Source organism: Stenotrophomonas sp. YJH_SMC_73 (assembly GCF_059370155.1).
Window position 1 is genome coordinate 238,895 of sequence record NZ_JCAFTJ010000003.1, and the last position, 20,438, is coordinate 259,332.

Below are 20,438 nucleotides of genomic sequence, written 5' to 3' on the forward strand. Positions count from 1 at the left end.
GCTACTTCTTCGTGGCCAGCACGATCACCCCGGCCAGCACCAGGCCGATGCCGCTCCACTCCCGCAGGCTGGGCCGCTCGCCCAGCAGAAGATAGGCCAGCACGATCGCCAGCACCACGCTGAACTTGTCCACCACGGCCACCTTGGCCAGCTCACCGCTCTGTAGTGCGCGGAAGTAGAACAGCCACGACGCACCGGTGGCCAGCGCCGACAGCACCAGGAACAGCTGGGTCCGCCCCGGCAGCAGCAATGGATTGGACCATTTGCCGGTGACCATCACCAGCGGCAGGATCACCGCCGCCACCACCAGGGTACGGATGGCCATGGCCAGGTCCGGGTCGACACCCTTGACGCCGACCTTGGCGAACAGCGCAGTCAGCGCTGCGAACACGGCGGACAGTCCCGACCAGAGCAACCATTGCGGTACGTTCTGCACGAAGCCCTCGCTTGCCGCAACCGATGAGCGTGCGCCAACGCTACTCCACCCTGCCATCGGTGGGGCTTCACCTGCCCATCACCGCCGCTACAATGGGACGGAATCGCCAGGGGGGCGATCTGCAGGGAATGCGCCATGCTTGAACAGGACACCACCCTCGCCCATACCGGGCCGTCGGCCCTTGACCGGGCCCGCCTGTCGTGCGCCGCACGGCTGCCGCTCCCCTTCCCCTTCGTTTCGCAGCAACCTGCCCGTTCCGCGCGGCAGGTTCCTCATTGCCTGCCCTGACCGGAGCCGTCGAAATGTCCGAGAACACCCTCCTTGCCACGCCGGCCGCTACCGCGCCGATCAAGTACCTCGACCGCGCCATGGCCACGCTGCGCAGCCTGGGCCTGGCCGCTCCCCAGGACAACAACGCACCGGCCATCGCGCTGGTCTCGCAGCTGTCCACCCTTGACCAGGGCCGCGTGGTGGCCATTGCCCGCGTGCTGCAGCAGTCCGGGCATTTCAATGCCGTGATGCGTGATGAAATCAGCTCGGCCAAGGTGTCCGACCGCTATACCGAGATCATCCGCGCCTTCGACAGCATCCGTGACGATGCCAGCACCATGGTCGAGCAGGTGCGCGACGGCAGGATCGACATGGGCGAGCGCCTGCAGAACCTGTGGATGAAGGTCACCCGCGGCGACATCCCGAGCCGGTTCGAGAAGATCCGCCGCACATTCCTGGAAGTCAGCCGCGATTCGGCCGAGCAGCTGCAGCGCGAGTCGCGCGTGCTGGAGATGTACGGCGACTTCCGCCTGTCGATCAAGGATGCCGAGATCCAGGCCCATGAGCTCTTGAAGCTGCAGGAGCAGGCGCTGGCCGATGCCCGCGAGGCGCTGAAGCAGGCGCAGCAGCGCGTGGAGTCGGCCGATCCGGCCGCCGATGCCGCCGACACCGGCCGCCTGGTCATGGCCCGCGACGAGGCCCTGCGCAACAACCAGGCCGAGGAGTCGCGCTACCAGCTGGCCAAGGACCTGGCCGAGAACCTGCAGGTGAACTACGCCACCTCCGAGGCGATCATGCTGCGCGTGCACCAGTCGCACGAGATCAAGCGCCGCGTCAACGAGCGCTCGGTGGTGTTCTTCTCCACCAATGAAACCAGCTTCACCGCCTTGAACCTGGCCTTCACCACGCAGATGGGCCTGCATGAGTCCACGCAGGCGCTCAATGCGATGACCGAGGGCACCTCCAAGGGCCTGGAAGCGGTGGCCAACATTGGCGATGACGTGCTGCACGAGGGCCTGAAGGCCGGCTACGGCGCCACCATCGGCGTCGATTCGGTGCGCAAGCTGGTCGATGCGGTGGTGCGCTTCCAGGAGACCTCGCTGCGGGAGATCGAGCAGCTGCGCGGCCAGGCGACCCGCGACTCGGCCGAGATCGCCGAGTATGTCGAACAGGGCAAGCAGCGCTTCGCCGCCCTGCTGCAGGCGCCGCCGAGCCCGGAGTCGCGCTGAGGTGAGTGCGACGATGGCCCCTGCCGAGCTGCAGGCTGCGCTGCTGACCATGGATGTGGTCGACCAGCTGCGCTACCGCAACGCCGAAATGAAGGCGCTGGCCGACAGCGGCCACGACAAGGCGACGCTGAAGCAGCGCCTGCTTGAGCTGTACCGCTCGCAGGGCATCGAGGTCTCCGACGAGATCCTCGAGGCCGGCATCCAGGCCCAGCGCGACCAGCGCTACCTCTACACCGCGCCGCGTGGCTGGAAGGCGTGGCTGGCGCGGCGCTGGATCGATCGGGCCCGCCTGTTGAAGTGGGCGCTGCTGGCGGCCTTCCTGCTGCTGGTGCTCGGCATGCTGCTGGTCATGGCACGCAGCTTCGGAGCGTTCGTGCACGAGAGCAACGTGCAGAAGAACGTGCAGGTGCTGAACGACAAGGTGGCCGCGCAGCAACAGGAGGCTGCTGCAGCGCGCGCCCTGCTGGCGGCACAGGAACAGGCCCTGCAGGGGCTGCTGCCACGTGCCACGGCCAGCGGTGGGCGCCTGCAGCCACTGGCCGAAGGCGCACAGGCCGCGCTGGCCGAAGCACAGCGGCGCTTCGCCGGGGTTCCCGCCGCACTGGCCGCACAGCCGACCCTGGTGCGCAAGGACAAGCTCACCCGGCTCAGCAGTGGTGGCAGTGCCACCGGCGAGCAGGCCGCCGCGCAGGTTGAGCAGCATCGGCAGGCCGCCGCGCAGCTGCTGGCGAATGCCAGGGAAACCCTGCCGCCGCTGACCGAGCGGGTGAACATCCTCGGCCAGGCGATCGAGGCCAGCGAGCTGCTGGATACCACCAACGCCGCTGCAAAGGCGGCACGCCTCGCGCCGGATGCAGAGCAGGCGCGCGCACGCGCCTACACCGGCGGCGACGTGGCACTGCGCGCGGGCGACATCGCCGCGGCCGGCCAGGCGGTAGCGACCCTGAAGGAGCTGATCGGCAGCGCCGCCACGCTGGCCGCGCTCAACGAGCGGTTGGCCCAGCTCAAGGCCGACGGCCTCGCCACCGGTGTCGCCGGCGAAGACCGCAAGCGCTTCGAACGTGCGCTGGAGCAGGCCGCCCGCCTGATCCGGGTCGAGACGCTGGCCGAAGCCGGGCCGGCCTTGGACGAGGTCAGCCAGCTGGTGGGGCTGCTGTCGCAGACCCTGGTCTACCGCATCGTCAACCGTGACGATGAACGCACCGGCGTCTGGCGCTACAACGAGAAGGCCAATGGTGGCCGCAACTACTATCTGGTGACCGAAGCGCTGGACGAGGCCGGCAATGCTGCCGAACTGCCGATCCGCAACGAGGAAACCGGCAAGGAGGAACGGGTCTCGGTGTTTGCCGTACGCGTGCCCGAGGCCACCTACAACCGGGTTGCCGCCGACAAGCAGGACAACGGCATCATCGAAGACGACCAGATCGGCAGCAAGCCGCGCGGCAGCCTGTCGCCGCGGTTCCGCATGCCCGCCACCGGTGGCTACATCACCCAATGGTGATGGGTAAGGAACTGACATGAGAGACCTGAACGACGCGATTGCCGATGTCGAAACCGATATCGGCCAGGTGCAGGCACAACTGGCCGCGCGTGGCGACCAGTGCCGGGAGCTGATCAAGGAACAGGAAGCGCTGCACGGGCGGGTCCGCGACGACTTCAACGCCCTGGCGCGCCTGCAGGCCGAGGCCGCAAACGATGCGCCGCCGATGCTGGCTCGGGACCTGCTGCAGCAGTCCAGCGCCGATCTGCAGCGCCGTGACCGCAAAGCGGCGGTGCTGGACGACGAACTGCAGGCGCTGCTGGACATCGAGCAGTCGTTGCAGCAGCGGTCGCAGGAGGCCGTTGCCGCACGCGACGCCGCCGGCGGACGCTGGCAGGCCCTGCAGGACCAGGTGGACACCACGCTGGAAGCGGAACCTACCTACAGGGCGCTGCAGGACGACCTGCAGCTGGCCGTGGCGCGTGCCGACACGGTCGAGCGCATGGCTTCCTCTGCCCAATCGGAGCATGACGCCAAGGCCGGCGCCTATCAGGCCGACCCGATCTTCATGTACCTGCACCGGCGCAGCTACGGCAGCACGGCCTACCGCGGCTGGCCACTGGTGCGCACCGTCGACGGCTGGCTGGCCGAACTGTGCGGCTTTGACCGTGCCCGTCGCGAGTACGCCACGCTGGTCGAGCTTCCGCCCTATCTGCAGGAACATGCCCGACGCGCCCGCGACGACGTGGAGGCGGCCCGCCAACCGGTACAGCAGGCCCGCGATGCCGCCCTCGCCCGCGCCGGTGGCGACCCGCTGCGCCAGCAGCTGCAGACGGCACAGGGCGCAGTAGCGCAGGCGCTGCTGGCCGAGCAGCTGCATCGTCAGACCGTGGATGCCAAGCAGGCACAGATCGACGGCTTCCGCAGTTGGACCGATGCCGAAGGCAGCGCCTTGCTCACCGCGCTGGCGCGCACGCTGTCGGCCAAGAGCATGGACGACCTGTACCGGCGCGTGGCCGCCACCGCCTCCGGCGAGGACGATGCCGTGCTCGAGCACATCCATCGCAGTCGCCTGCGCCTGGGCGAGATCGATGGGATGGTAGGCGAGCACACCCGCGAAATGGCCGTGCTGAAAAAGCGCCTGGACAGCCTGCAGGCGGCGCGGAGGAGCTACCAGGCGGCAGCAGACATCGAGCGCCAGGCCTACGAGGCGCCGAGCTACCGGGCCGCCGCGCCGGCCACCGTCGCCGCATCCTTCTTCAGCACCACCAGTAGCCGAAGCACCACCCGCTCCTCTGGCGGCCTGTTCGACCTGCTTTCGGGCGGTTCCAGCAGTTCCGGCTCGGGTTCGAGCTCCAGTTCGAGCTCCAGCTCCAGCTCCAGTTCCAGCGGCAGCAGCTTCCACAGCGGCGGTGGTATCAGCGGCGGCGGTGACTTCAAGACCGGCGGCGGGTTCTAGCCCGGCAACGGCCGGGTGCGCCGCTTCAGCCGCGCATCCAGCAACCCCACGCCCAGCAGCACCAGGCTGGTCAGCCATCCGGCGGCCAGCAGGTGCATCCAGGGCAACACCAGGCCCAGCATCAGTAGTGCGGCGGCGCCCAGCAGGTGCGAGCGCGGCGCGCGCCCATAGACCACGTGCTTGTACAGGGCACTGCCCAGCAGATAGATCAGCGGGCCCGCCACCATCACCGTGGCGTACACCGTGGTGACGGCCGCCGCCGGATGGTCCATGACCAGATCGTTGCCCACCGCGGTGGCGATGATGCCGGCGATCAGCAGGGCATGCACGTAATGGAAATTGGCGCCCATCCGGCCCGGGTCTTCGGCGTGGGTGATGGCCTCTGTGGCATCGCGGCTGGAGATGCCGAAGTACAGCCACCACATGGCAATCGTGCCAGCGAAGGTGGCCAGCACCGCCGAGATCACCTGCAGGCTCCAGTGCTCGACGTCGCTTAGCACGCCCCCGGTGGCCAGCAACGTCTCGCCCAGTGCGACGATGACGAACAGCTGGCAGCGTTCGGCCAGGTGACCGCCCTCGATGGTCCAGTCGCGGGTGTGCGACCGGCCCATGCCCGGGAACGCGAAGCCGAACATCGGCGAGATGTATTCGCAGGCCGCCGCCATCGCCCACAGTGCCAGCCGCAGGTGGCCCTCGGCCGCCGCGCCGGCCAGCCAGAAGCAGGCCGACACGCTGACCCAGGCCAGCATGCGGCGGAAGTTCGGCGCCAACGTATGGTTGCGGCCGACTTCCAGCAGCACGAACGCGGTGCGTCCGACCTGCATCGTGGCGTACGCCCCGGCGAAGATCCACGCACGATCGGCGAACGCCTCGGGAATGGACGAGGACATCAACAACGCCAGCAGCATGGTGGCGAACATCAGGCCCCGGATGCGCGGCGCCTCCGGGTCGAACCAGTTGCTGACCCAGCACGCGTACTGCCAGCCGAGCCAGACCGCGAACCACAGCACCAGGGTCTGCAGCACGCCGGCCAGGTCCATATGGTGCAGCAGATGGTGGCTGAGCTGGGTGACCGCGAACACGTAGACCAGGTCGAAGAACAGTTCTTCGTAGGTCACGCGGGCATGATGGCCATCGCGGTGGCGCAGCGCGGGCAGGCGCAGTCGGGTACTCATGGAACTCCTTCAGCGCGCCAGGCGCCAGTACAGGAAACCGGCCAGCAGCGCCGGCACGGCGAACACCAGCAACAGGATCGGCAGCTCCTCGCGTACCGCGTAGCCGGCCTTGCTGACCCCTACCCACATGTTGGCCACGGCCACCAGCAGCCAGGTGGCGATGAAGGCGATCAGCGCCGTGGGCAGCTGCGAGGTGCCCGTGCTCCAGAGATGGCCAAACAGCACGAATACCCCCAGCAGCAGTACGCCACCCAGCATCACCATGAGCACGTGCATGGTCCACCTCCTTGAGCCTGGTAGCAGGCTAGCCCCGGCCGATTCTGCGCTCCAGCCCGTGGAGGTGGATTCACAATCCATGGCCAGCGAACAATCCCTGGGCAGGCTGCGGCGCACCTTATTGCAGCCATGAATTATTCGCGAAACGGTCCGCCCCGCCCGCGTGCTAGTTTCATCCGACCCTGCCCAGACACCTCTCCGCCATGCGCCTTTGCCTGACGACCCTTGCCCTGACTGCCACACTTGCCTTTGATGTGACTGCCGCCGACGCACCGCTGCCGCAGCTGCAGGCCTACACCGTGGACGCCTCGTGGCTGCAGCCGATGGCACCGCTGCAGATTGCCGACCACACCTGGCAGATCGGCACCGAGAACCTGACCGCGCTGCTGGTGCAGACCGCCGACGGTGCGGTACTGCTCGACGGCGGCATGCCGCAGGTGGCCGGTCACCTGCTGGACAACATGAAGGCACGCGGGGTGGCAGCACAGGATCTACGGCTGATCCTGCTCAGCCACGCACACGCCGACCATGCCGGGCCAGTGGCGGAACTGAAGCGCCGTACCGGCGCCAGCGTAGCGGCCAACGCCGAATCGGCGGTGCTGCTGGCGCGCGGCGGCAGCAACGATCTGCACTTTGGCGACAGCATCACCTTTCCGCCGGCCAGCGCCGACCGCATCATCATGGATGGCGAAGGGGTCACTGTAGGCGGCATCGCGTTCACCGCGCACTTCATGCCGGGGCACACCCCAGGCAGCACCGCCTGGACCTGGACCGATACCCGCGATGGCCAACCGGTGCGCATCGCCTACGCCGACAGCCTGAGTGCGCCGGGCTACCAGCTGCAGGGCAACGCCCGTTATCCCCGCCTGGTCGAGGACTACCGGCGCAGCTTCGCTACGGTGCGCGCCCTGCCCTGCGACCTGCTGCTGACGCCGCATCCGGGCGCCAGCAACTGGAACTATGCCGCGGGTGCAGAGGCCGGAGCCAACGCCCTGACCTGCAAGGCCTACGCGGATGCGGCCGAGAAGAAGTTCGACGCACAGCTGGCCAAGGAAACAGCCACGGCACGCTGATCCTGTAGAGCCGAGCCCATGCTCGGCTTGCCGGCCAAACACAGCCGAGCATAGGCTCAGCCCTACACAAGACGCCTCGAAAGGTGCCGGTCAGGACGACCGGCACCCGCCTTCCATCAGCCACCCTGCCCGTGCTGGGCAAACGGCTCGGTGCTGCCGTCGGTCCGCACCAGCTCGACGGTGTACGACTGCACGTAACCATCCGGCATTTCCATGCCCGGCGAACCGGCCGGCATGCCGGGCAGCACCAGCCCGCGTGCGGCCGGGCGTTCGGCCAGCAGGCGCTTGATGTCCTCGGCCGGGATGTGGCCTTCGACCACATAACCGCCGATCTCGGCGGTATGGCAGGAGGCCTTGCCGACCGGCACGCCCAGGCGGACCTTGATCGGATTCATGTCATCGGTATCGCGCACGTCCACCTGGAAGCCCGCGGCCTTCAGATGGTCGACCCAGATACCGCAACAGCCACAGCTGGCGGTCTTGTGCACGATGGCCACCGGCAGGGCCGGATCGACCTTGGCCGGGCTGGCCTGGATCGGTGCCACCGGAGCCTTGCTGGCGACCGGTGCGGCGGCGGATTCTTCGGCGGCACGTGCACAGGCGGTGGTGGCCAGCACGGTGCCCAGCAGCAGGCCGAGGGAGAGAGAACGGTTCATTGAGTGATTCCTTTGCTGAGGCGGGCAACGCGGCCCGCCGCCCGCGCATCGAAGGCGCAGGCAGAGGCGAGAAAGAGCCGAACAGTCATGGCAGGCGCTTGAGCGCCTGCAGGACATCACACGATGGGGGGACGCAACGGGTCCGGCATCGGCGGCGATGCGCGTTGCTGGGAACGGGCAGCTACAGGCGCCTCACGCCACGGCGAGGCGGGCGTTCCACTCAACGTGGCCAGCATGCCAAGGCAGGCTGGCGGGCATTCGCACTCACCGCTCTGGCAGGCCGCCCGGGCCGCATCATCGCAGCAGCCGGCTGCCGCCAGCGCAGCCGCGTGCGGTGCAGCGCAGTGATCCTGGTTGGCCGACCCGCCGTACGAAGACGAGCCAAGCGCCAGCGCCGGTGCATTCAGCACCAGGGCGACGAGCAGCATCCATCGCAGCAGCAGGCCAGGCAGGTTCACCCGGCGATGATAGCCGATGCGCGTCACGCAATCGCCGCCGCCATCGCCCGCATCCGCACCGGGATCGACTTCGCTGCGGGTGTGCCGCTGATCCGGTCGTAGTAGTCCAGCGGCAGCAACGGGTTCAGTTCCGGGTAGTAACCGGCCAGCGCGCCGCGCGGCATCGGGTAGTCCAGCACCGTCAGGCCCTCGATGCGGCGCTGCACGCCATCGCCGCTGATCGTCTCCAGGCTGACCAGCGCTTCCTTCTCCAGCCCGCGCGCCAGCCGGTCCTCGATATTCATGAACAGCACCATGCGATCGTTGTACACGCCGCGATAGCGATCGTTGTAGCTGTAGATGGTGGTGTTGTACTGATCATGCGAGCGCACGGTGGCCAACCGCAACATGTCTGGATCGTGCACCGGATCGTCCACGTCCAGGCCGGGCATCACCAGGATGTTGGCCTTGCCATTGGGCGTGGGCCACACCCGGCGGCGCGGCGGAATGTCCAGATGGAAACCGTGTGGCTGCTGGATGCGCTCGTTGAAGCCGGTGTAGATCTCCGGATACACCGCGGAAATCAGCTCGCGGATGGGCGCGTAGTCGTGCATGCAGCCGGCCCAGTCAACCCTGCTGTCCGGCAGCGTGGCCAGTGCCATCCGGCAGACGATCTCGACCTCGGGCAACACCTCGGCACTGACCGGCTCCAGTACCCCGCGCGACGCGGTTACATTCGACATCGCGTCTTCGACGGTGACGAACTGCTCGCCGGCCGGCGTAACGATGCGTTCCGAGCGCGCCACCACCGGCAGGATCAGTGCATCGCGGCCATGGACCAGGTGCCCGCGGTTGAGCTTGGTGGCGATGCCCACGGTGAGCTCCAGGCCGCGCATCGCCTCATACGCACGCGGCGTATCGGGCACGGCATGGATGAAGTTGCCACCCAGGCCGATGAACACCTTGGCGCTGCCGTCCAGCATCGCCTCGATGGATTCGACCACGTGATGGCCGTGCTCACGCGGCGGGTCGAAACCGAACACCTGCTGCACGCGGTCCAGATAGGCCGGCTTGGGCTTCTCGTCGATGCCGACGGTGCGGTCGCCCTGCACATTGGAATGCCCACGGATCGGTCCGATGCCGGCGCCGGGCTTGCCGAAGTTGCCACGCAGCAACAGCAGGTTGGCGACCTGCTGCAGCAGGCGCGAGCCATACTGGTGCTGGGTCAGCCCCATGCCGTAGCAGATCACGGTGGCCTTGGAGCGGATGTAGATCTCCGCGCATCGGCGGATCTGCGCCTGCGAAATGCCGGACACCTGCACGATCTGGTCCCAGTCCTGCGCCATCACGTCTTCGCGCAGCGCCTCCAGGCCCACCGTGTGTTCCGACAGGAAATCATGGTCGAGCACGCGCTCGCCCTGTGCCTCACGCTCGAACATCACCTTCATCATGCCCTTGATCAGGGCCAGGTCGCCGCCGATGCGGATATGCACGAACTCGCTGGTGATCTCGGTCGAACCGAACGTGGCCATCTGCACCACGTCCTGCGGCTCGGCGAAGCGGATCAGCGCACGCTCGGGCATCGGATTGACCGCCACGATCGGGATGCCGCGTTTACGCGCCTCGACCAGGTTGCTCATCATCCGCGGTGAATTGGTACCGGTGTTCTGGCCGATCACGAAGATCGCCTCGGCATGCTCGAAATCCTGCAGCACGATGGTGCCCTTGCCCACCCCGATGGCCGGCGGCAGGCCACGGCTGGTCGGCTCGTGGCACATGTTCGAGCAGTCCGGGAAATTATTGGTGCCGAACTCGCGCACGAAGATCGAATACAGGAACGCGGCTTCATTGGGCGTGCGGCCGGAGGTGTAGAACTCGGCCTGGTGCGGGCTGTCCAGCGCCTGCAGGTGGCGGCCGATCAGCGCGAAGGCATCGTCCCAGCTGCACGGCACGTAGTGGTCGGTGGCTGCGTCGTAGCGCATCGGCTCGGTCAGCCGGCCCTGCATCTCCAGCCAGTAGTCGGTCTGCGCCATCAGCTCGGTCACGGTGTACCGGGCGAACAGTTCGCGGCCGGCGCGGAACTGGGTGGCTTCCCAGGCCAGTGCCTTCGCGCCGTTCTCGCAGAACTCCAGCTTCTTGCGTTCGTCGGCATCGGGGAACGCGCAGCTGGGGCACTTGAAGCCACCGGGCTGGTTCATCGCCAGCAATGCCTTCGATCCCTTGCCGATCACACTCTGCTGCAGCAGCACCTTGGCCGTGGCGCCGGCGGCACCCCAGCCTCCGGCGGGCTGGTTGTAGGGCTTGTAACGCGGCGGTTTCTGCTCGGACATGTTCGGGAACCTGGCGGAAGGAACGCAACAACGAACGGCACAACGCGGCCCGGAGGTGCATTCAGTGGCACGACCAGCCGCACAGTCAAGCACGGCCCACGGCGCTTCGCCAGAGGGCACAGGCTGATTTCAGCACAACCTGCCATGGCAACGGTTACAGCCGCGTCTGCGCGCGACCACTGCGCTATCCTCGAAACCGCAGGCGGTGGCCCGCCCGCGTTTCTCCCTTGTCCGGACGCGCTGCATGCCTGATTCGATCCCGCCGCACACCCCGCCTGCCGGCACTGCCCAACGCCCGTTGCAGCGCTGGCGCGGCGGCACGCAACAGCAGCAGGTCGACGTGGTGGCCGAGGAAGTGCCGATGGCGCTGCGCTACAACGATGCCGCCTTTGCCGTGATGATGGCCACACCCTGTGATCTGGAGGACTTCGCACTCGGATTTTCGCTCAGCGAAGGCCTGATCAGCGCGCCCTCGCAGCTGCTGTCGATCGATATCCACCCACAGCTGGAAGGCATCGAGCTGCAGATGACCGTGGACGAGGCTGCGCCCGGCGCAAACCTCGACCCCGACAAGGGACGCCTGCTGCCCGGCCGTGGTGGCTGTGGCCTGTGCGGCACGCGCCAGCTGGAAGAAGTGCTGCGCCCACTGCCGCAGATCCGCGAACGCCGCAGCTATTCCGCCACCGCCCTGCAGCGGGCGTTGGCCAGCCTGGCGCAGCACCAGCCGATGAATGCGGCAAGCGGCTCGATCCATGCCGCGGCCTGGGCCGACGCCAGTGGGCGCATCGGCTGGGTACGCGAGGACGTCGGCCGCCACAATGCACTGGACAAGCTGATCGGCGCCCTGCACCACAACGAACACGCCATCGAAGGCGGCCTGCTGGTGATTTCCAGCCGGGCCAGCTACGAGATGGTGAGCAAGGCAGTGCGCGCCGGCGCCAGCGTGCTGGCGGCAGTGTCCGCGCCGACCGCGCTGGCGATCGATCTGGCCCGCAGCGCCGGCCTGTGCCTGGTCGGGTTCGCGCGGGAAAGCGGGTTCAATGTGTATACGCATCCAGAGCGGCTGCAGGCGCACGACGGCCACGCCCGCTGAGGATGGCCGGGAGCACTGCGTCCCCCGGCCCGGTACGCCTCAGCGCAGCGCGACCTTCGGGAAGTCCACCGGCACGTCGAACGCCACGTTGACGTAGTTGGTGAACAGGTTGAGCGCCACATGCGCGAGGATCTCGACGACCTGCTCATCATCGAAGCCGGCCGCGCGCAGCGCCTGCACGTCGCCGTCGGCGATCTGCGCACGCTGCTCGACCACCTTCAACGCGAAGTCGAGCGCCGCCGCAGTGGCCGGGTCGCTGGACTGGCCGATCTGCGCGGCAGCCATCTGCTCACCGCTGGCGCCGGCCTTGCGGCCCAATGCCGTGTGCGCGGCCAAGCAGTACGCGCAGGCGTTGCGGTTGGCGATGGCCACGGCGATCTGCTCGCCCAGCAGCGGCGACAGGCGACCGCCGCCCAGCGCGCCGAACGAACCCCACATGCTCTGCAGGGCAGCCGGCGAGTTGGCCACGGCGCGGAACATGGCCGGGGTGGCGCCGAAGGCGGCGTGGACCTGGCCCAGCAGGGCCTGGCGGTCGGCGGTGGTGTTGGCGGCATCGATCAGGGGGACACGGGACATGGTGGATCTCCTTGGGAAAGCGCCCGGGATTGGACGACCCGCTCATCCTAGGTAGACTCCCTGGACGCAACATCCTCAATTCGCCACATATGTTGTCCATACGTCCATGAGCGTGCGCACCGCCACCCCTGCGCCAGATCGACTCTCCTCGCTGCTGGAACGCTTCCGGGTGCAGGCGGCGCTGTTCCACAGTGGCCCGCTGTGCGGGCAGCATGTCTTCGAGCCGCAGCCCGGTCGTGCGTTCCTGCACATCCTGCGCCAGGGTGAGATGGAAGTCCGTCATCCTGGGGGCGATAGCGCGCTGCCCCGCTTGAAGATCGATACACCCAGCCTCCTGCTGTATCCGCAGCCGCTGCACCATGTGTTCTTCAACGCTCCGCTGGACGGCCCGGATTTCACCTGTGCCACGCTGGATTTCGATGGTGGCGCGCGCAATCCGATCGTGCAGTCGCTGCCACCGGTGATGGTGGTGCCGCTGGCCGCGATCACCGAACTGGATGACACCCTGCAGCTGCTGTTCGCCGAAGCCGATCGCCAGCGCTGCGGGTCACGGCTGCTGACCAACCGCCTGTTCGAGGTGGCGCTGATCCAGATCCTGCGCTGGGTGGTCGACCACCCGGATGCAGCCGGCGTCAGCCACGGGTTGATGCGGGGGCTGTCCGATGCGCGGATGGCACGCACGCTGGTGGCGATGCACCAGGCACCGCAGGACGAATGGACGCTGCCGCGCATGGCCGCGACCGCCGGCATGTCGCGCAGCGCGTTCGCGGCCGTGTTCAAGGACGTGATGCAGGCAACGCCAGCCAGCTACCTGCTGGACTGGCGGCTGAGCCTGGCCTGCGCGCAGCTGCGGGCCGGCGTGGCGGTCAAGCAGGTGGCGATCGAGGTGGGGTTTGCCGATACCGCATCGTTGTCGAAGGCGTTCCGCAAGCGGTTGGGGGCTTCGCCGAGGGCATGGCTGGCCGCGGGCGCCGCGCAGGCTGGGTAAAGGCGAGGGGGCAGAGTCGACCGCTGGTCGACTATCGCGCGACGCGCGGGAGGTTCGTTGTCCGACCGAAGGGCAGTCGACTAACGATCGACTCTACCGATGCGGCATTTTCGTGATCTGACCGAAGAGCAGCCGACCAGCGGTCGGCTCTACCACGGACGATCGAAGCGGCATTTCCGTGGCCTGACCGAAGAGCAGCCGACCAGCGGTCGGCTCTACCACGGGCGATCGAAGCGGCATTTCCGTGGCCTGACCGAAGGACAGCCGACCGGCGGTCGGCTCTACCACGGGCGATGTCGGCGCGCCGGCTGCCCGCTCAACTGGACGTTCCATCGGGCTTCGCCAGCAGCCCGGCGATCCGTTCGGCCACCTGGGCGCGCACGCTTTCATCCAGCTGCCCCTCGTACATCGCCTCGTAGATCCACAGGCCGTCGGCGGCCAGCCGTGCCACGAAATTGTCGAGCGCGGCCGGGTCGCTCTGCCCGGCCGACGGCGGCAACGGCGCCCAACGCCGTACCGCCGGCCCCCACGGGCGCTCATCGGCGTCCGGGTCGGCCGATTCGAGCATGAACATCAGCTCGGCACGGGTAGCGCTCTGCGCCGAGACGCGCACGAAGGTCTGGTAACGCTCCAGCGCCGAGGCTTCGTCTGCACGCTTGCCCAGCAGCGTCTCCATCGACGTCTCCCAGGCCTGCACCAGGTGCTCGTCGATGCCGCGCAGAAGCGCCTCGCGCGACGGGAAGTGGTACAGCAGGCCGCCGCGGGTCAGCTTGGCCTCGGCCGCCACCGACTCGAAGGTCACTGCGCGCACGCCATCACGATTGATCACGTTGACGGCGGCGTCGAGGATGCGGTCGCGCTTGCTGGTTCTCATCGCGTCATTTTACGCGATCGGCCGCACCCTCGCGGCTGCCGACGCGCCCGCGCAGCAGGCGCGCGATGATCGACGCGCCCAGCGCCAGCACCACCGTGATCACCAGCAGCACGATCTGGTAGCCGCGGTCATACGCGGTCGTGGCCAGTGCGAACCACTCGCCCTGCCCGCTTTCACGTGCCACGTGCAGCGCCTGGGTGAAGCCTTCCCGTGCAAGCGCGGGCATGTCGGCCGAGACCGGCAGGAATGCGCCATACATCGCCGCGCTCAAGCTGCCCAGCATCGCCACCGCCAGCAGGCCGCCGAACTCGTAGGACACCTCTTCCACCGACGAGGCCATGCCCGCACGGTGCGCCGGTACGTTGTTGAGGATGGCGGTGGACGCCACCGAGATGGCCGAACCCATGCCGAAGCCGGTGATCGCCATGCCGGCGACCACCCAGCCGAGGCCGTGCGGGAAGCCGAATGCCACCACGCCGACACCCAGCGCACCTGCGGCCAGGCCGCCACAGATCAGCGGGCGCAGGCCCACCCGGTGCAGGATGCTGCCGCCCAGCAGCGCACTGGGCAGGCTGCCCAGCGCGGCCACCGACACCAGCAGGCCCGCCTGCAGCGGAGAAAAGCCCGCCACCAGCTGGAAGCGCTGGGTAGTGACCAGCTGCAGGCCGGCCATCGCAAACAGGGTGAACACCGCCGACAGCGTGCCGGCCAGGAACGCCGGATTGCGGAAGATCGCGAAGTCCAGCAGCGGGTGCGGCAGCTGCTGCTGGCGGCGCGCGAACGCCGCACCACTGATGGCGGCCAGCAGCAGCGCGCCTGCACCCAGCGCATACGACGGCGGCGTAGCGATCAGTGACTTGATCGCCAGCACCAAGCCGGACAGTGCAGCCAGAGCCAGCAGCGACGAAATCAGGTCCCACGGTCGCGAGGGGTCGCGCTGGCCTTCCGGTGCCAGCAGCAGCGTGGCCACGAACGCGACCACGACCACCGGCACGTTGATCAGGAACACCGAGCCCCACCAAAAATGCTGCAGCAGCCAGCCACCGATGATCGGGCCAAGTGCCGCACCGACGATCGCCACCGAACCCCAGATCGCGATGGCGATGTTGCGTTCGCGCGCTTCGTGGAAGCTCAGGCCGATCAGCGCCAGCGTGGCCGGCATCATCGCGGCCGCGCCGACCGCCAGCAAGGCGCGCGCGGCAATCAGCTGCCCTGCGGTGTCGGCGAACGCCGCTGCCAACGATGCCACGCCGAACACCACCAGGCCGATCAGGAACATGCGGCGGTGGCCGATGCGGTCGCCCAGCGTACCCGCACCCAGCAGCAGGCCGGCCATCACCAGCGGATAGGCGTTGATGATCCACAGTGCCTGGCCGGCACTGGCCGAGAGTTCCTCGGTCAGCGTGGGCAGGGCGGTGTAGAGCACGGAGTTGTCGAGCGTGACCAGCAGCAGGCCGGCGGCGACGGTGAACAACAGTGCCCAGCGACGGGCACGCGACAGGGCCGGAGCACCGGCCAAGGGCTGGGACAAAGCCATGGGAGAACCTGGTGGGGGTGGAGTACGGCGATAACTATACCGGATATCCTGTACAGTTATGATCTTTAAAGCCGACCGATTCAGCTTTTGTAGAGGCGGGCTTGCTCGACTGCGCCCCCAGCCAGGCATGGCCTGGCTCTACTGAAACGGGCTCTACTGATGAACGTTTACCGGCAGTCCTCCGGCAGCGCGGCAATCGCCGACACCACCGCGCTCTGCATGCCCTGCCCCACGGCGGCGTCCAGCTCGCCACCAATGTCACCATGCTGGCGCCGCAGCTCGTCCTCGCACAGGCCGCGCACCCGCGCGCGGGCATTCGCGCGCAGGCTGCTGCACCGCCAGTCGGTGCCACCCAGCGGCAGCACCGAATACACCACGCTGTTGCAGGCGTTGCCAGCGCGCTGCTGCAACGACCGTCCACCAAAATCCCGGGGTTCACTGCTGCGCTGCGGGTCGAAGTAGCTGTCCGGGAATGTGCGCGCGTACTGTTCGATGTCCACGGTCATGCTTCGCCCACCGGCCAACGGCATCTGCAGCGGCTGGCCGCACTGGGTCGCGTCGGCGCGGTGCTGGATGTACTGGTAGATCGGCCGGTCCAGCGATGGCTCCTGCTGGGTCACCGCGCTGACTGCCGCCAGCACCGGCAGCGATGCACGATTGGCCATGCGCGCCAGCAGCCCCGCCTGCGCTGGCTGGCAGCGGTCGCGCACTGTTGCCGCAAGCAGGAACAGCACGTCGTTGCGGAACGCGTGGTCGTTACCCAAACGCTGTTCGATGCGCTGGCTGGCGTCGAACGCCGGTGCCGGAAACGCGACCACCGGCGGCGCGGTGGGTGCGCGCTGCCGCTGCCACCACACCAGCAGCACGACTGCGCCCACCAGCACCCCGGTAGCCATGATCCAGCGCATGCGCATCAGTTGTGGATCGCCGTCAGCGTGGCCGCTGCGGCATCGTAGGACGCGCTGGCAATGTCCGCATCGAAGCGCTTCACCTGCAGGCGGCCGGCCAACCGGTACGGGTCCCAAAGATCGCCCAGCGCGATCGGCGTGGCCAGGGTCACATGGATGATCTGGTTCGGTGGCGGCGGCGGCACGTGGATGCACGCACCGTAGAACGGCACGAACAGCAGCTCATCGACCAGCCCGGCATCATTGGTGCCCAGCGGTACCACGTAGCCATCCAGATCCACCGCGCGACCGTCGACAGCGTCGACCACGCGCGAAGAGCCGAACTGCTTGGCGCGGTCGGGGCTGGAATGGTCGATTTCCTGCCCCGGTGGCGTGCCCGAGCCGGTGTCGTCGATCAGGCCGCCCACCCCGTCCATGCCATTGCGTGACAAGCCGATCTGCGGGGGCGGGCGCTGGTAGGTCACTTCGTCCGGCCGCAGCGCGTCCCAGCGGTCGATGGGCGTTTCGGGCGCGGCGGAGGGCAACGGCTTGTCGTGCGGCGTGGCCACCACGGCATCACCGCCCGATGACGTGCAGCCTGCCAACCAGACGCATCCAAGCAGCAACACTGCGCTACGGTTCATAGGGCCTCAGCTGGGCATCGCGCATGGTGTAGGCGGAACCGGCCAGATCATCATCCAGCCGCTCGGCACGCAGGGTGCCGGCCAGGAAGAACGGCGAGTACATGTCCGGCATGGCGATCGGGCGCGGCAGCGCCACGTGCACGATCTGGTTCGGTGGCGGCGGTGGTACGTGGATGCAGGCGCCGTAGTACGGCACGAACAGGAATTCGGTCAGGCGCCCGTCCTGCGCAGTGGCCAGCGGCACCACGTAGCCGGGCAGGCGCACCGGACGCTGCAGCACCGTATCCACGGTACGGAACGTGCCGAACTGCGGCATGCGCCGGTTGCCGTTGTGCTCCACCTCCGGGCCCTCTCCACGCTCCAGCGCGGCCAGCTCGTCCTTGGGCATCATCTGCAACCAGTCCAGTTCCTGCTCCGCCGCATCCGCAGCGCCAGCGTGGTCGACAACCGGCGAAGGTGGCAACGCCTGCACACCGGTATCCACCGGCCGCTCGCAGGCTGCCAGCGCCAGCACCATCGGCAATGACAGCATCCAGCGCATGCTCAGCCTCCCGGCGACAGACCATCGGCCAAGGTGCGCCGGTAGGCCAGCAACGCCGGCACCAGCCCGGCCACCGCGCTGATCGCCAACACACCCGCCACCCAGGCCAGCTCGCGGCCATCCGGCCAGACATGGGTGATGGACAGGCCGAACGTGGCCAGGGCCCAGCCGCGTCCGGCCATGCTGGCGGCCACCAGCAGCGCCAACGCCAGCGCGCAGGCCACGGCACTGGTCGCCACCGCTTCCACTACCAGCAGGCCGGCGATGTAACCCGGCCGCGCGCCGGTCGCACGCAGGATCGCCATCTCGCGCCGCCGCTGCTGCAGCGTCGAGACCAGCAACGCCACCAGCGAGACCATGCCCAGCAACACCACCAACGCGCTGATCAGCTGCAGGGCGCGCTCGGCCGTGCCCAGCGACTGCCACAGCTGCTGCAGCGTCACCCCGGGCAGGATCGCCAGCATCGCCTCTTCGGGATACTCGTTGATCCTGCGCTGCACCGAAAAGGTGGCGATGCGCGAGTTAAGGCCGAGCATGAAAGCGGTGATGCTGGTCGGGGTCAGATCGAGGTGGCGCGCCTGCTCGGCACTGACGCTCTGGCTGCGCAGCTGCACACCCGAGCGCCAGTCGACGTGGATGGCCTCGATCGCCGGCAGCGAGACCAGCAGCGACGAATCCACCGGCGTGCCGGTGCGCTGCAGGATGCCGGAGACCCGGAACGGCTTGTCGGCATGCGTGGCCAGCGTGACCGCGCCGGTGCCGTGCGCCAGCACGATCTCGTCGCCGAGGCCGACCTTCTGCGCGCGTGCCACCTCCGCGCCGATCACCGCGTCATACAGATCATCAAAGGGCCGCCCCTGTGCAAAGGCAAGCGCATGACCGGAACCATAACGATAGTGTTCAAAGTAGCCGCCAGTGGTACCCACTACCCGGTAGCCGCGCCAGGAATCGCCCAGCGACAGCGGCACCGCCCACTTCACCTGCGGCATTGCGGACAGCGCCTGGTAGGACTGCCAGGACACGTTGTTGGTCGGGTCACCGATATGGAACACCGCGTACAGCAGCAGGTTCACCGGTCCCGAACGCGCACCGACAATCAGGTCGGTGCCCGATACGGTGCTGGCGAAACCTTCGTGCGCCTGCGTGCGTACGCGTTCGACACCCAGCAACAGCACCACGCTGAGGGTGATGACCAGCACGGTCAGGCCCACGCTAAACGCGCGGCTGCGCAGGCTGGCCCAGGCAAGCTCAAGCATGGTCGGCACCTGCCTGGTTGATCTCGGACAAGGCGATCGTGCGGTCGAACAACGACTGCAGGCTGTCGTCATGGCTGACCACCAGCACCGTGGTGCCGGCCGCCTCGCACTGCGCGGACATCAGCTGCAGGAAGGCGGTCGCCGCGTCGCGGTCGAGCGCCGAGGTCGGCTCATCAGCCAGCAGCAACGCCGGGCGGCCGATCAGCGCGCGTGCCGCCGCCACGCGTTGCTGCTGGCCGACGCTGAGCGTGCCGGCGCGGCGCTGCATCAGCCCGGGGTCCAGCTGCAGGGCCTGCAGCAGTCGCGCGATCTCGGCATTCAACGGCCCGCTGATGCGCGCACTGCGCAGGCGCGAGAAGCGCAGGCCCAGTGCGATGTTGTCGCGCACGCTGAGAAACGGCAGCAGGTTGAACTGCTGGAAGATCACGCCCAGGTGGTCGGCGCGGAAGCGGTCCCGCGCGGCACCACGCATCGCCTGCAGCGCGTGGCCGGCGACCTCGATGCGGCCCTTGCCGGGCAGCAGCACGCCCGCCAGCAGGCCCAGCAGCGTGCTCTTGCCACCGCCACTGATTCCGCGCAGCAGCACGCTGCTGCCCTGCTCGATCCATAGCCGCGGCACGTCCAGCACCAGCCGCCGGCCATAGCCGAACTGCACGCTATCCAGCGCAATCACCGGTCGCATGCTCACGGTGCCAGCACCACGCGCAGATTGTCCGCAGTCAACACGCTGCGGTTCTGGCCATGGGCGGTGGTGCTGTTGACGATCACTTCGTGCAGGCCCGGGAATACTGCGGGCAGGCGCACGACGATGGCCCGCAACCCGGCAGGCTTGGTGCACTGGTACCGCAGGGTTGCGCTGAACCCTGCGTGGCGATGCTGACCGGGCGGCGGCGCGGCAGCCATCGCGTCGAAGCCCTCGGCCCTGGCATCGTTCGCGATAAGGCGGCAGCCCGCAGCGGTGGACAAGGTGACCCAGCTGCCGCTTTGCAGCAGCGCAGTCGCACGCGCCAGCGCGGCCTGCTCGGTTGCATTGGCCGGCGGCCGCTCGAAATCAAGGATGCCGATGCCGGGCGCCTGCAGGGCGAATTCCAGCGTCTGCTGGTCAAGCGCAAGATCAACGGTGGCCTGGCCGTGTACGTGCGCACCGAGCTGGCGGACATCATGGGCCTGTGCAGCGCTGGCAGCCAGCAGCAGGAAAAGAGCAGCAGAACGCTTCATGGG

21 protein-coding genes are annotated in these 20,438 nt (G+C 68.1%); 6 read left to right on the forward strand and 15 right to left on the reverse strand.

The genetic code is table 11. The features are described from left to right. Position 1 precedes the first annotated feature (1 nt). Positions 2 to 436 carry an EamA family transporter gene (locus AC5P8R_RS06420; RefSeq protein WP_014647298.1) on the reverse strand — a complete coding sequence of 145 codons (435 nt, stop codon included), beginning with the start codon at positions 434 to 436 and terminating at the stop codon, positions 2 to 4. Positions 437 to 738: 302 nt separating this feature from the next. On the opposite strand from AC5P8R_RS06420, the gene AC5P8R_RS06425 reads away from it, so the two are divergent. Genes AC5P8R_RS06425 through AC5P8R_RS06435 form a run of 3 tightly spaced genes read left to right on the forward strand, consistent with a single transcriptional unit; the run spans position 739 to position 4,874 of the window. Then, the gene (locus AC5P8R_RS06425; protein ID WP_046430850.1) at positions 739 to 1,935 is read left to right on the forward strand and encodes a hypothetical protein; all 1,197 of its coding nucleotides are present in this window, start codon (positions 739 to 741) and stop codon (positions 1,933 to 1,935) included. Between the two features lie 13 nt (positions 1,936 to 1,948). Continuing rightward, positions 1,949 to 3,436: a DUF6384 family protein gene (locus AC5P8R_RS06430; protein ID WP_014647300.1), complete on the forward strand. Its 1,488-nt coding sequence runs from the start codon at positions 1,949 to 1,951 to the stop codon at positions 3,434 to 3,436. 16 nt (positions 3,437 to 3,452) lie between these two features. After that, positions 3,453 to 4,874 (forward strand): coiled-coil domain-containing protein, encoded by a 1,422-nt coding sequence (locus AC5P8R_RS06435; RefSeq protein ID WP_495223123.1) that lies wholly within the window; start codon positions 3,453 to 3,455, stop codon positions 4,872 to 4,874. Here AC5P8R_RS06435 and AC5P8R_RS06440 read toward each other — a convergent pair. After that, entirely contained in the window at positions 4,871 to 6,049 is a 1,179-nt protein-coding gene (locus AC5P8R_RS06440) for a low temperature requirement protein A (RefSeq protein ID WP_164232916.1), read from the reverse strand. The genes AC5P8R_RS06435 and AC5P8R_RS06440 overlap by 4 nt on opposite strands. Positions 6,050 to 6,058: 9 nt before the next feature. Then, positions 6,059 to 6,325, reverse strand: coding sequence for a hypothetical protein (locus AC5P8R_RS06445; protein ID WP_014647303.1), 267 nt, complete (start codon positions 6,323 to 6,325; stop codon positions 6,059 to 6,061). Positions 6,326 to 6,528: 203 nt separating this feature from the next. On the opposite strand from AC5P8R_RS06445, the gene blaL1 reads away from it, so the two are divergent. After that, entirely contained in the window at positions 6,529 to 7,398 is an 870-nt protein-coding gene (gene blaL1, locus AC5P8R_RS06450; RefSeq protein WP_495223124.1) for a L1 family subclass B3 metallo-beta-lactamase, read from the forward strand. A gap of 116 nt (positions 7,399 to 7,514) precedes the next feature. On the opposite strand, the gene AC5P8R_RS06455 is transcribed toward blaL1, so the two are convergent. The 3 genes from AC5P8R_RS06455 to AC5P8R_RS06465 form a co-directional block, all read right to left on the reverse strand. Then, on the reverse strand, positions 7,515 to 8,054 hold the full coding sequence (locus AC5P8R_RS06455) for a DUF411 domain-containing protein (RefSeq protein WP_014647305.1): 540 nt from the start codon (positions 8,052 to 8,054) through the stop codon (positions 7,515 to 7,517). Between the two features lie 116 nt (positions 8,055 to 8,170). Then, on the reverse strand, positions 8,171 to 8,512 hold the full coding sequence (locus AC5P8R_RS06460) for a hypothetical protein (RefSeq protein WP_046430909.1): 342 nt from the start codon (positions 8,510 to 8,512) through the stop codon (positions 8,171 to 8,173). Between the two features lie 23 nt (positions 8,513 to 8,535). Then, complete coding sequence (locus AC5P8R_RS06465; RefSeq protein WP_180834605.1) at positions 8,536 to 10,821, reverse strand: FdhF/YdeP family oxidoreductase; 2,286 nt, start codon at positions 10,819 to 10,821, stop codon at positions 8,536 to 8,538. A 244-nt stretch (positions 10,822 to 11,065) separates the two neighbouring features. Between AC5P8R_RS06465 and fdhD the strand changes: the two genes are divergently transcribed. Next, entirely contained in the window at positions 11,066 to 11,914 is an 849-nt protein-coding gene (gene fdhD, locus AC5P8R_RS06470; protein WP_014647308.1) for a formate dehydrogenase accessory sulfurtransferase FdhD, read from the forward strand. 39 nt (positions 11,915 to 11,953) lie between these two features. Here the strand turns inward: fdhD and AC5P8R_RS06475 are convergent, their stop codons facing one another. Further along, positions 11,954 to 12,490, reverse strand: coding sequence for a carboxymuconolactone decarboxylase family protein (locus AC5P8R_RS06475; protein WP_014647309.1), 537 nt, complete (start codon positions 12,488 to 12,490; stop codon positions 11,954 to 11,956). A 106-nt stretch (positions 12,491 to 12,596) separates the two neighbouring features. Between AC5P8R_RS06475 and AC5P8R_RS06480 the strand changes: the two genes are divergently transcribed. Next, positions 12,597 to 13,478: an AraC family transcriptional regulator gene (locus tag AC5P8R_RS06480; protein ID WP_495223125.1), complete on the forward strand. Its 882-nt coding sequence runs from the start codon at positions 12,597 to 12,599 to the stop codon at positions 13,476 to 13,478. Positions 13,479 to 13,794: 316 nt separating this feature from the next. Here AC5P8R_RS06480 and AC5P8R_RS06485 read toward each other — a convergent pair whose 3' ends face one another. From AC5P8R_RS06485 to AC5P8R_RS06520, 8 genes are all read right to left on the reverse strand, one after another. After that, on the reverse strand, positions 13,795 to 14,352 hold the full coding sequence (locus tag AC5P8R_RS06485) for a TetR/AcrR family transcriptional regulator (RefSeq protein ID WP_049420776.1): 558 nt from the start codon (positions 14,350 to 14,352) through the stop codon (positions 13,795 to 13,797). Positions 14,353 to 14,356: 4 nt separating this feature from the next. Continuing rightward, positions 14,357 to 15,889, reverse strand: coding sequence for an MFS transporter (locus AC5P8R_RS06490; protein WP_495223126.1), 1,533 nt, complete (start codon positions 15,887 to 15,889; stop codon positions 14,357 to 14,359). Between the two features lie 167 nt (positions 15,890 to 16,056). Further along, a complete protein-coding gene (locus AC5P8R_RS06495) occupies positions 16,057 to 16,803 on the reverse strand; it encodes a hypothetical protein (protein ID WP_495223127.1) in 747 nt (248 codons plus the stop codon). Then, entirely contained in the window at positions 16,803 to 17,420 is a 618-nt protein-coding gene (locus AC5P8R_RS06500; protein ID WP_495223128.1) for a DUF3299 domain-containing protein, read from the reverse strand. Before AC5P8R_RS06500 ends, AC5P8R_RS06495 begins: the two co-directional genes overlap by 1 nt. Beyond that, on the reverse strand, positions 17,410 to 17,961 hold the full coding sequence (locus tag AC5P8R_RS06505) for a DUF3299 domain-containing protein (protein WP_495223129.1): 552 nt from the start codon (positions 17,959 to 17,961) through the stop codon (positions 17,410 to 17,412). Before AC5P8R_RS06505 ends, AC5P8R_RS06500 begins: the two co-directional genes overlap by 11 nt. 2 nt (positions 17,962 to 17,963) lie before the next feature. Then, a complete protein-coding gene (locus tag AC5P8R_RS06510) occupies positions 17,964 to 19,217 on the reverse strand; it encodes an ABC transporter permease (RefSeq protein ID WP_495223130.1) in 1,254 nt (417 codons plus the stop codon). Continuing rightward, a complete protein-coding gene (locus AC5P8R_RS06515) occupies positions 19,210 to 19,905 on the reverse strand; it encodes an ATP-binding cassette domain-containing protein (RefSeq protein ID WP_495223131.1) in 696 nt (231 codons plus the stop codon). Before AC5P8R_RS06515 ends, AC5P8R_RS06510 begins: the two co-directional genes overlap by 8 nt. Further along, positions 19,902 to 20,435 (reverse strand): ZrgA family zinc uptake protein, encoded by a 534-nt coding sequence (locus tag AC5P8R_RS06520; RefSeq protein WP_495223132.1) that lies wholly within the window; start codon positions 20,433 to 20,435, stop codon positions 19,902 to 19,904. Before AC5P8R_RS06520 ends, AC5P8R_RS06515 begins: the two co-directional genes overlap by 4 nt. Positions 20,436 to 20,438 lie beyond the last annotated feature (3 nt).

What these genes read in the sequence shown, in the direction of transcription:
- AC5P8R_RS06425 (WP_046430850.1), top strand. Translation starts at nt 739, where the DNA reads ATGTCCGAGAACACCCTCCTTGCCACGCCGGCCGCTACCGCGCCGATC.
- AC5P8R_RS06430 (WP_014647300.1), top strand. Translation starts at nt 1,949, where the DNA reads ATGGCCCCTGCCGAGCTGCAGGCTGCGCTGCTGACCATGGATGTGGTC.
- AC5P8R_RS06435 (WP_495223123.1), top strand. Translation starts at nt 3,453, where the DNA reads ATGAGAGACCTGAACGACGCGATTGCCGATGTCGAAACCGATATCGGC.
- AC5P8R_RS06440 (WP_164232916.1), bottom strand. Translation starts at nt 6,049, where the DNA reads ATGAGTACCCGACTGCGCCTGCCCGCGCTGCGCCACCGCGATGGCCAT.
- AC5P8R_RS06445 (WP_014647303.1), bottom strand. Translation starts at nt 6,325, where the DNA reads ATGCACGTGCTCATGGTGATGCTGGGTGGCGTACTGCTGCTGGGGGTA.
- blaL1 (WP_495223124.1), top strand. Translation starts at nt 6,529, where the DNA reads ATGCGCCTTTGCCTGACGACCCTTGCCCTGACTGCCACACTTGCCTTT.
- AC5P8R_RS06455 (WP_014647305.1), bottom strand. Translation starts at nt 8,054, where the DNA reads ATGAACCGTTCTCTCTCCCTCGGCCTGCTGCTGGGCACCGTGCTGGCC.
- AC5P8R_RS06465 (WP_180834605.1), bottom strand. Translation starts at nt 10,821, where the DNA reads ATGTCCGAGCAGAAACCGCCGCGTTACAAGCCCTACAACCAGCCCGCC.
- fdhD (WP_014647308.1), top strand. Translation starts at nt 11,066, where the DNA reads ATGCCTGATTCGATCCCGCCGCACACCCCGCCTGCCGGCACTGCCCAA.
- AC5P8R_RS06475 (WP_014647309.1), bottom strand. Translation starts at nt 12,490, where the DNA reads ATGTCCCGTGTCCCCCTGATCGATGCCGCCAACACCACCGCCGACCGC.
- AC5P8R_RS06480 (WP_495223125.1), top strand. Translation starts at nt 12,597, where the DNA reads ATGAGCGTGCGCACCGCCACCCCTGCGCCAGATCGACTCTCCTCGCTG.
- AC5P8R_RS06485 (WP_049420776.1), bottom strand. Translation starts at nt 14,352, where the DNA reads ATGAGAACCAGCAAGCGCGACCGCATCCTCGACGCCGCCGTCAACGTG.
- AC5P8R_RS06490 (WP_495223126.1), bottom strand. Translation starts at nt 15,889, where the DNA reads ATGGCTTTGTCCCAGCCCTTGGCCGGTGCTCCGGCCCTGTCGCGTGCC.
- AC5P8R_RS06495 (WP_495223127.1), bottom strand. Translation starts at nt 16,803, where the DNA reads ATGCGCATGCGCTGGATCATGGCTACCGGGGTGCTGGTGGGCGCAGTC.
- AC5P8R_RS06500 (WP_495223128.1), bottom strand. Translation starts at nt 17,420, where the DNA reads ATGAACCGTAGCGCAGTGTTGCTGCTTGGATGCGTCTGGTTGGCAGGC.
- AC5P8R_RS06505 (WP_495223129.1), bottom strand. Translation starts at nt 17,961, where the DNA reads ATGCGCTGGATGCTGTCATTGCCGATGGTGCTGGCGCTGGCAGCCTGC.
- AC5P8R_RS06510 (WP_495223130.1), bottom strand. Translation starts at nt 19,217, where the DNA reads ATGCTTGAGCTTGCCTGGGCCAGCCTGCGCAGCCGCGCGTTTAGCGTG.
- AC5P8R_RS06520 (WP_495223132.1), bottom strand. Translation starts at nt 20,435, where the DNA reads ATGAAGCGTTCTGCTGCTCTTTTCCTGCTGCTGGCTGCCAGCGCTGCA.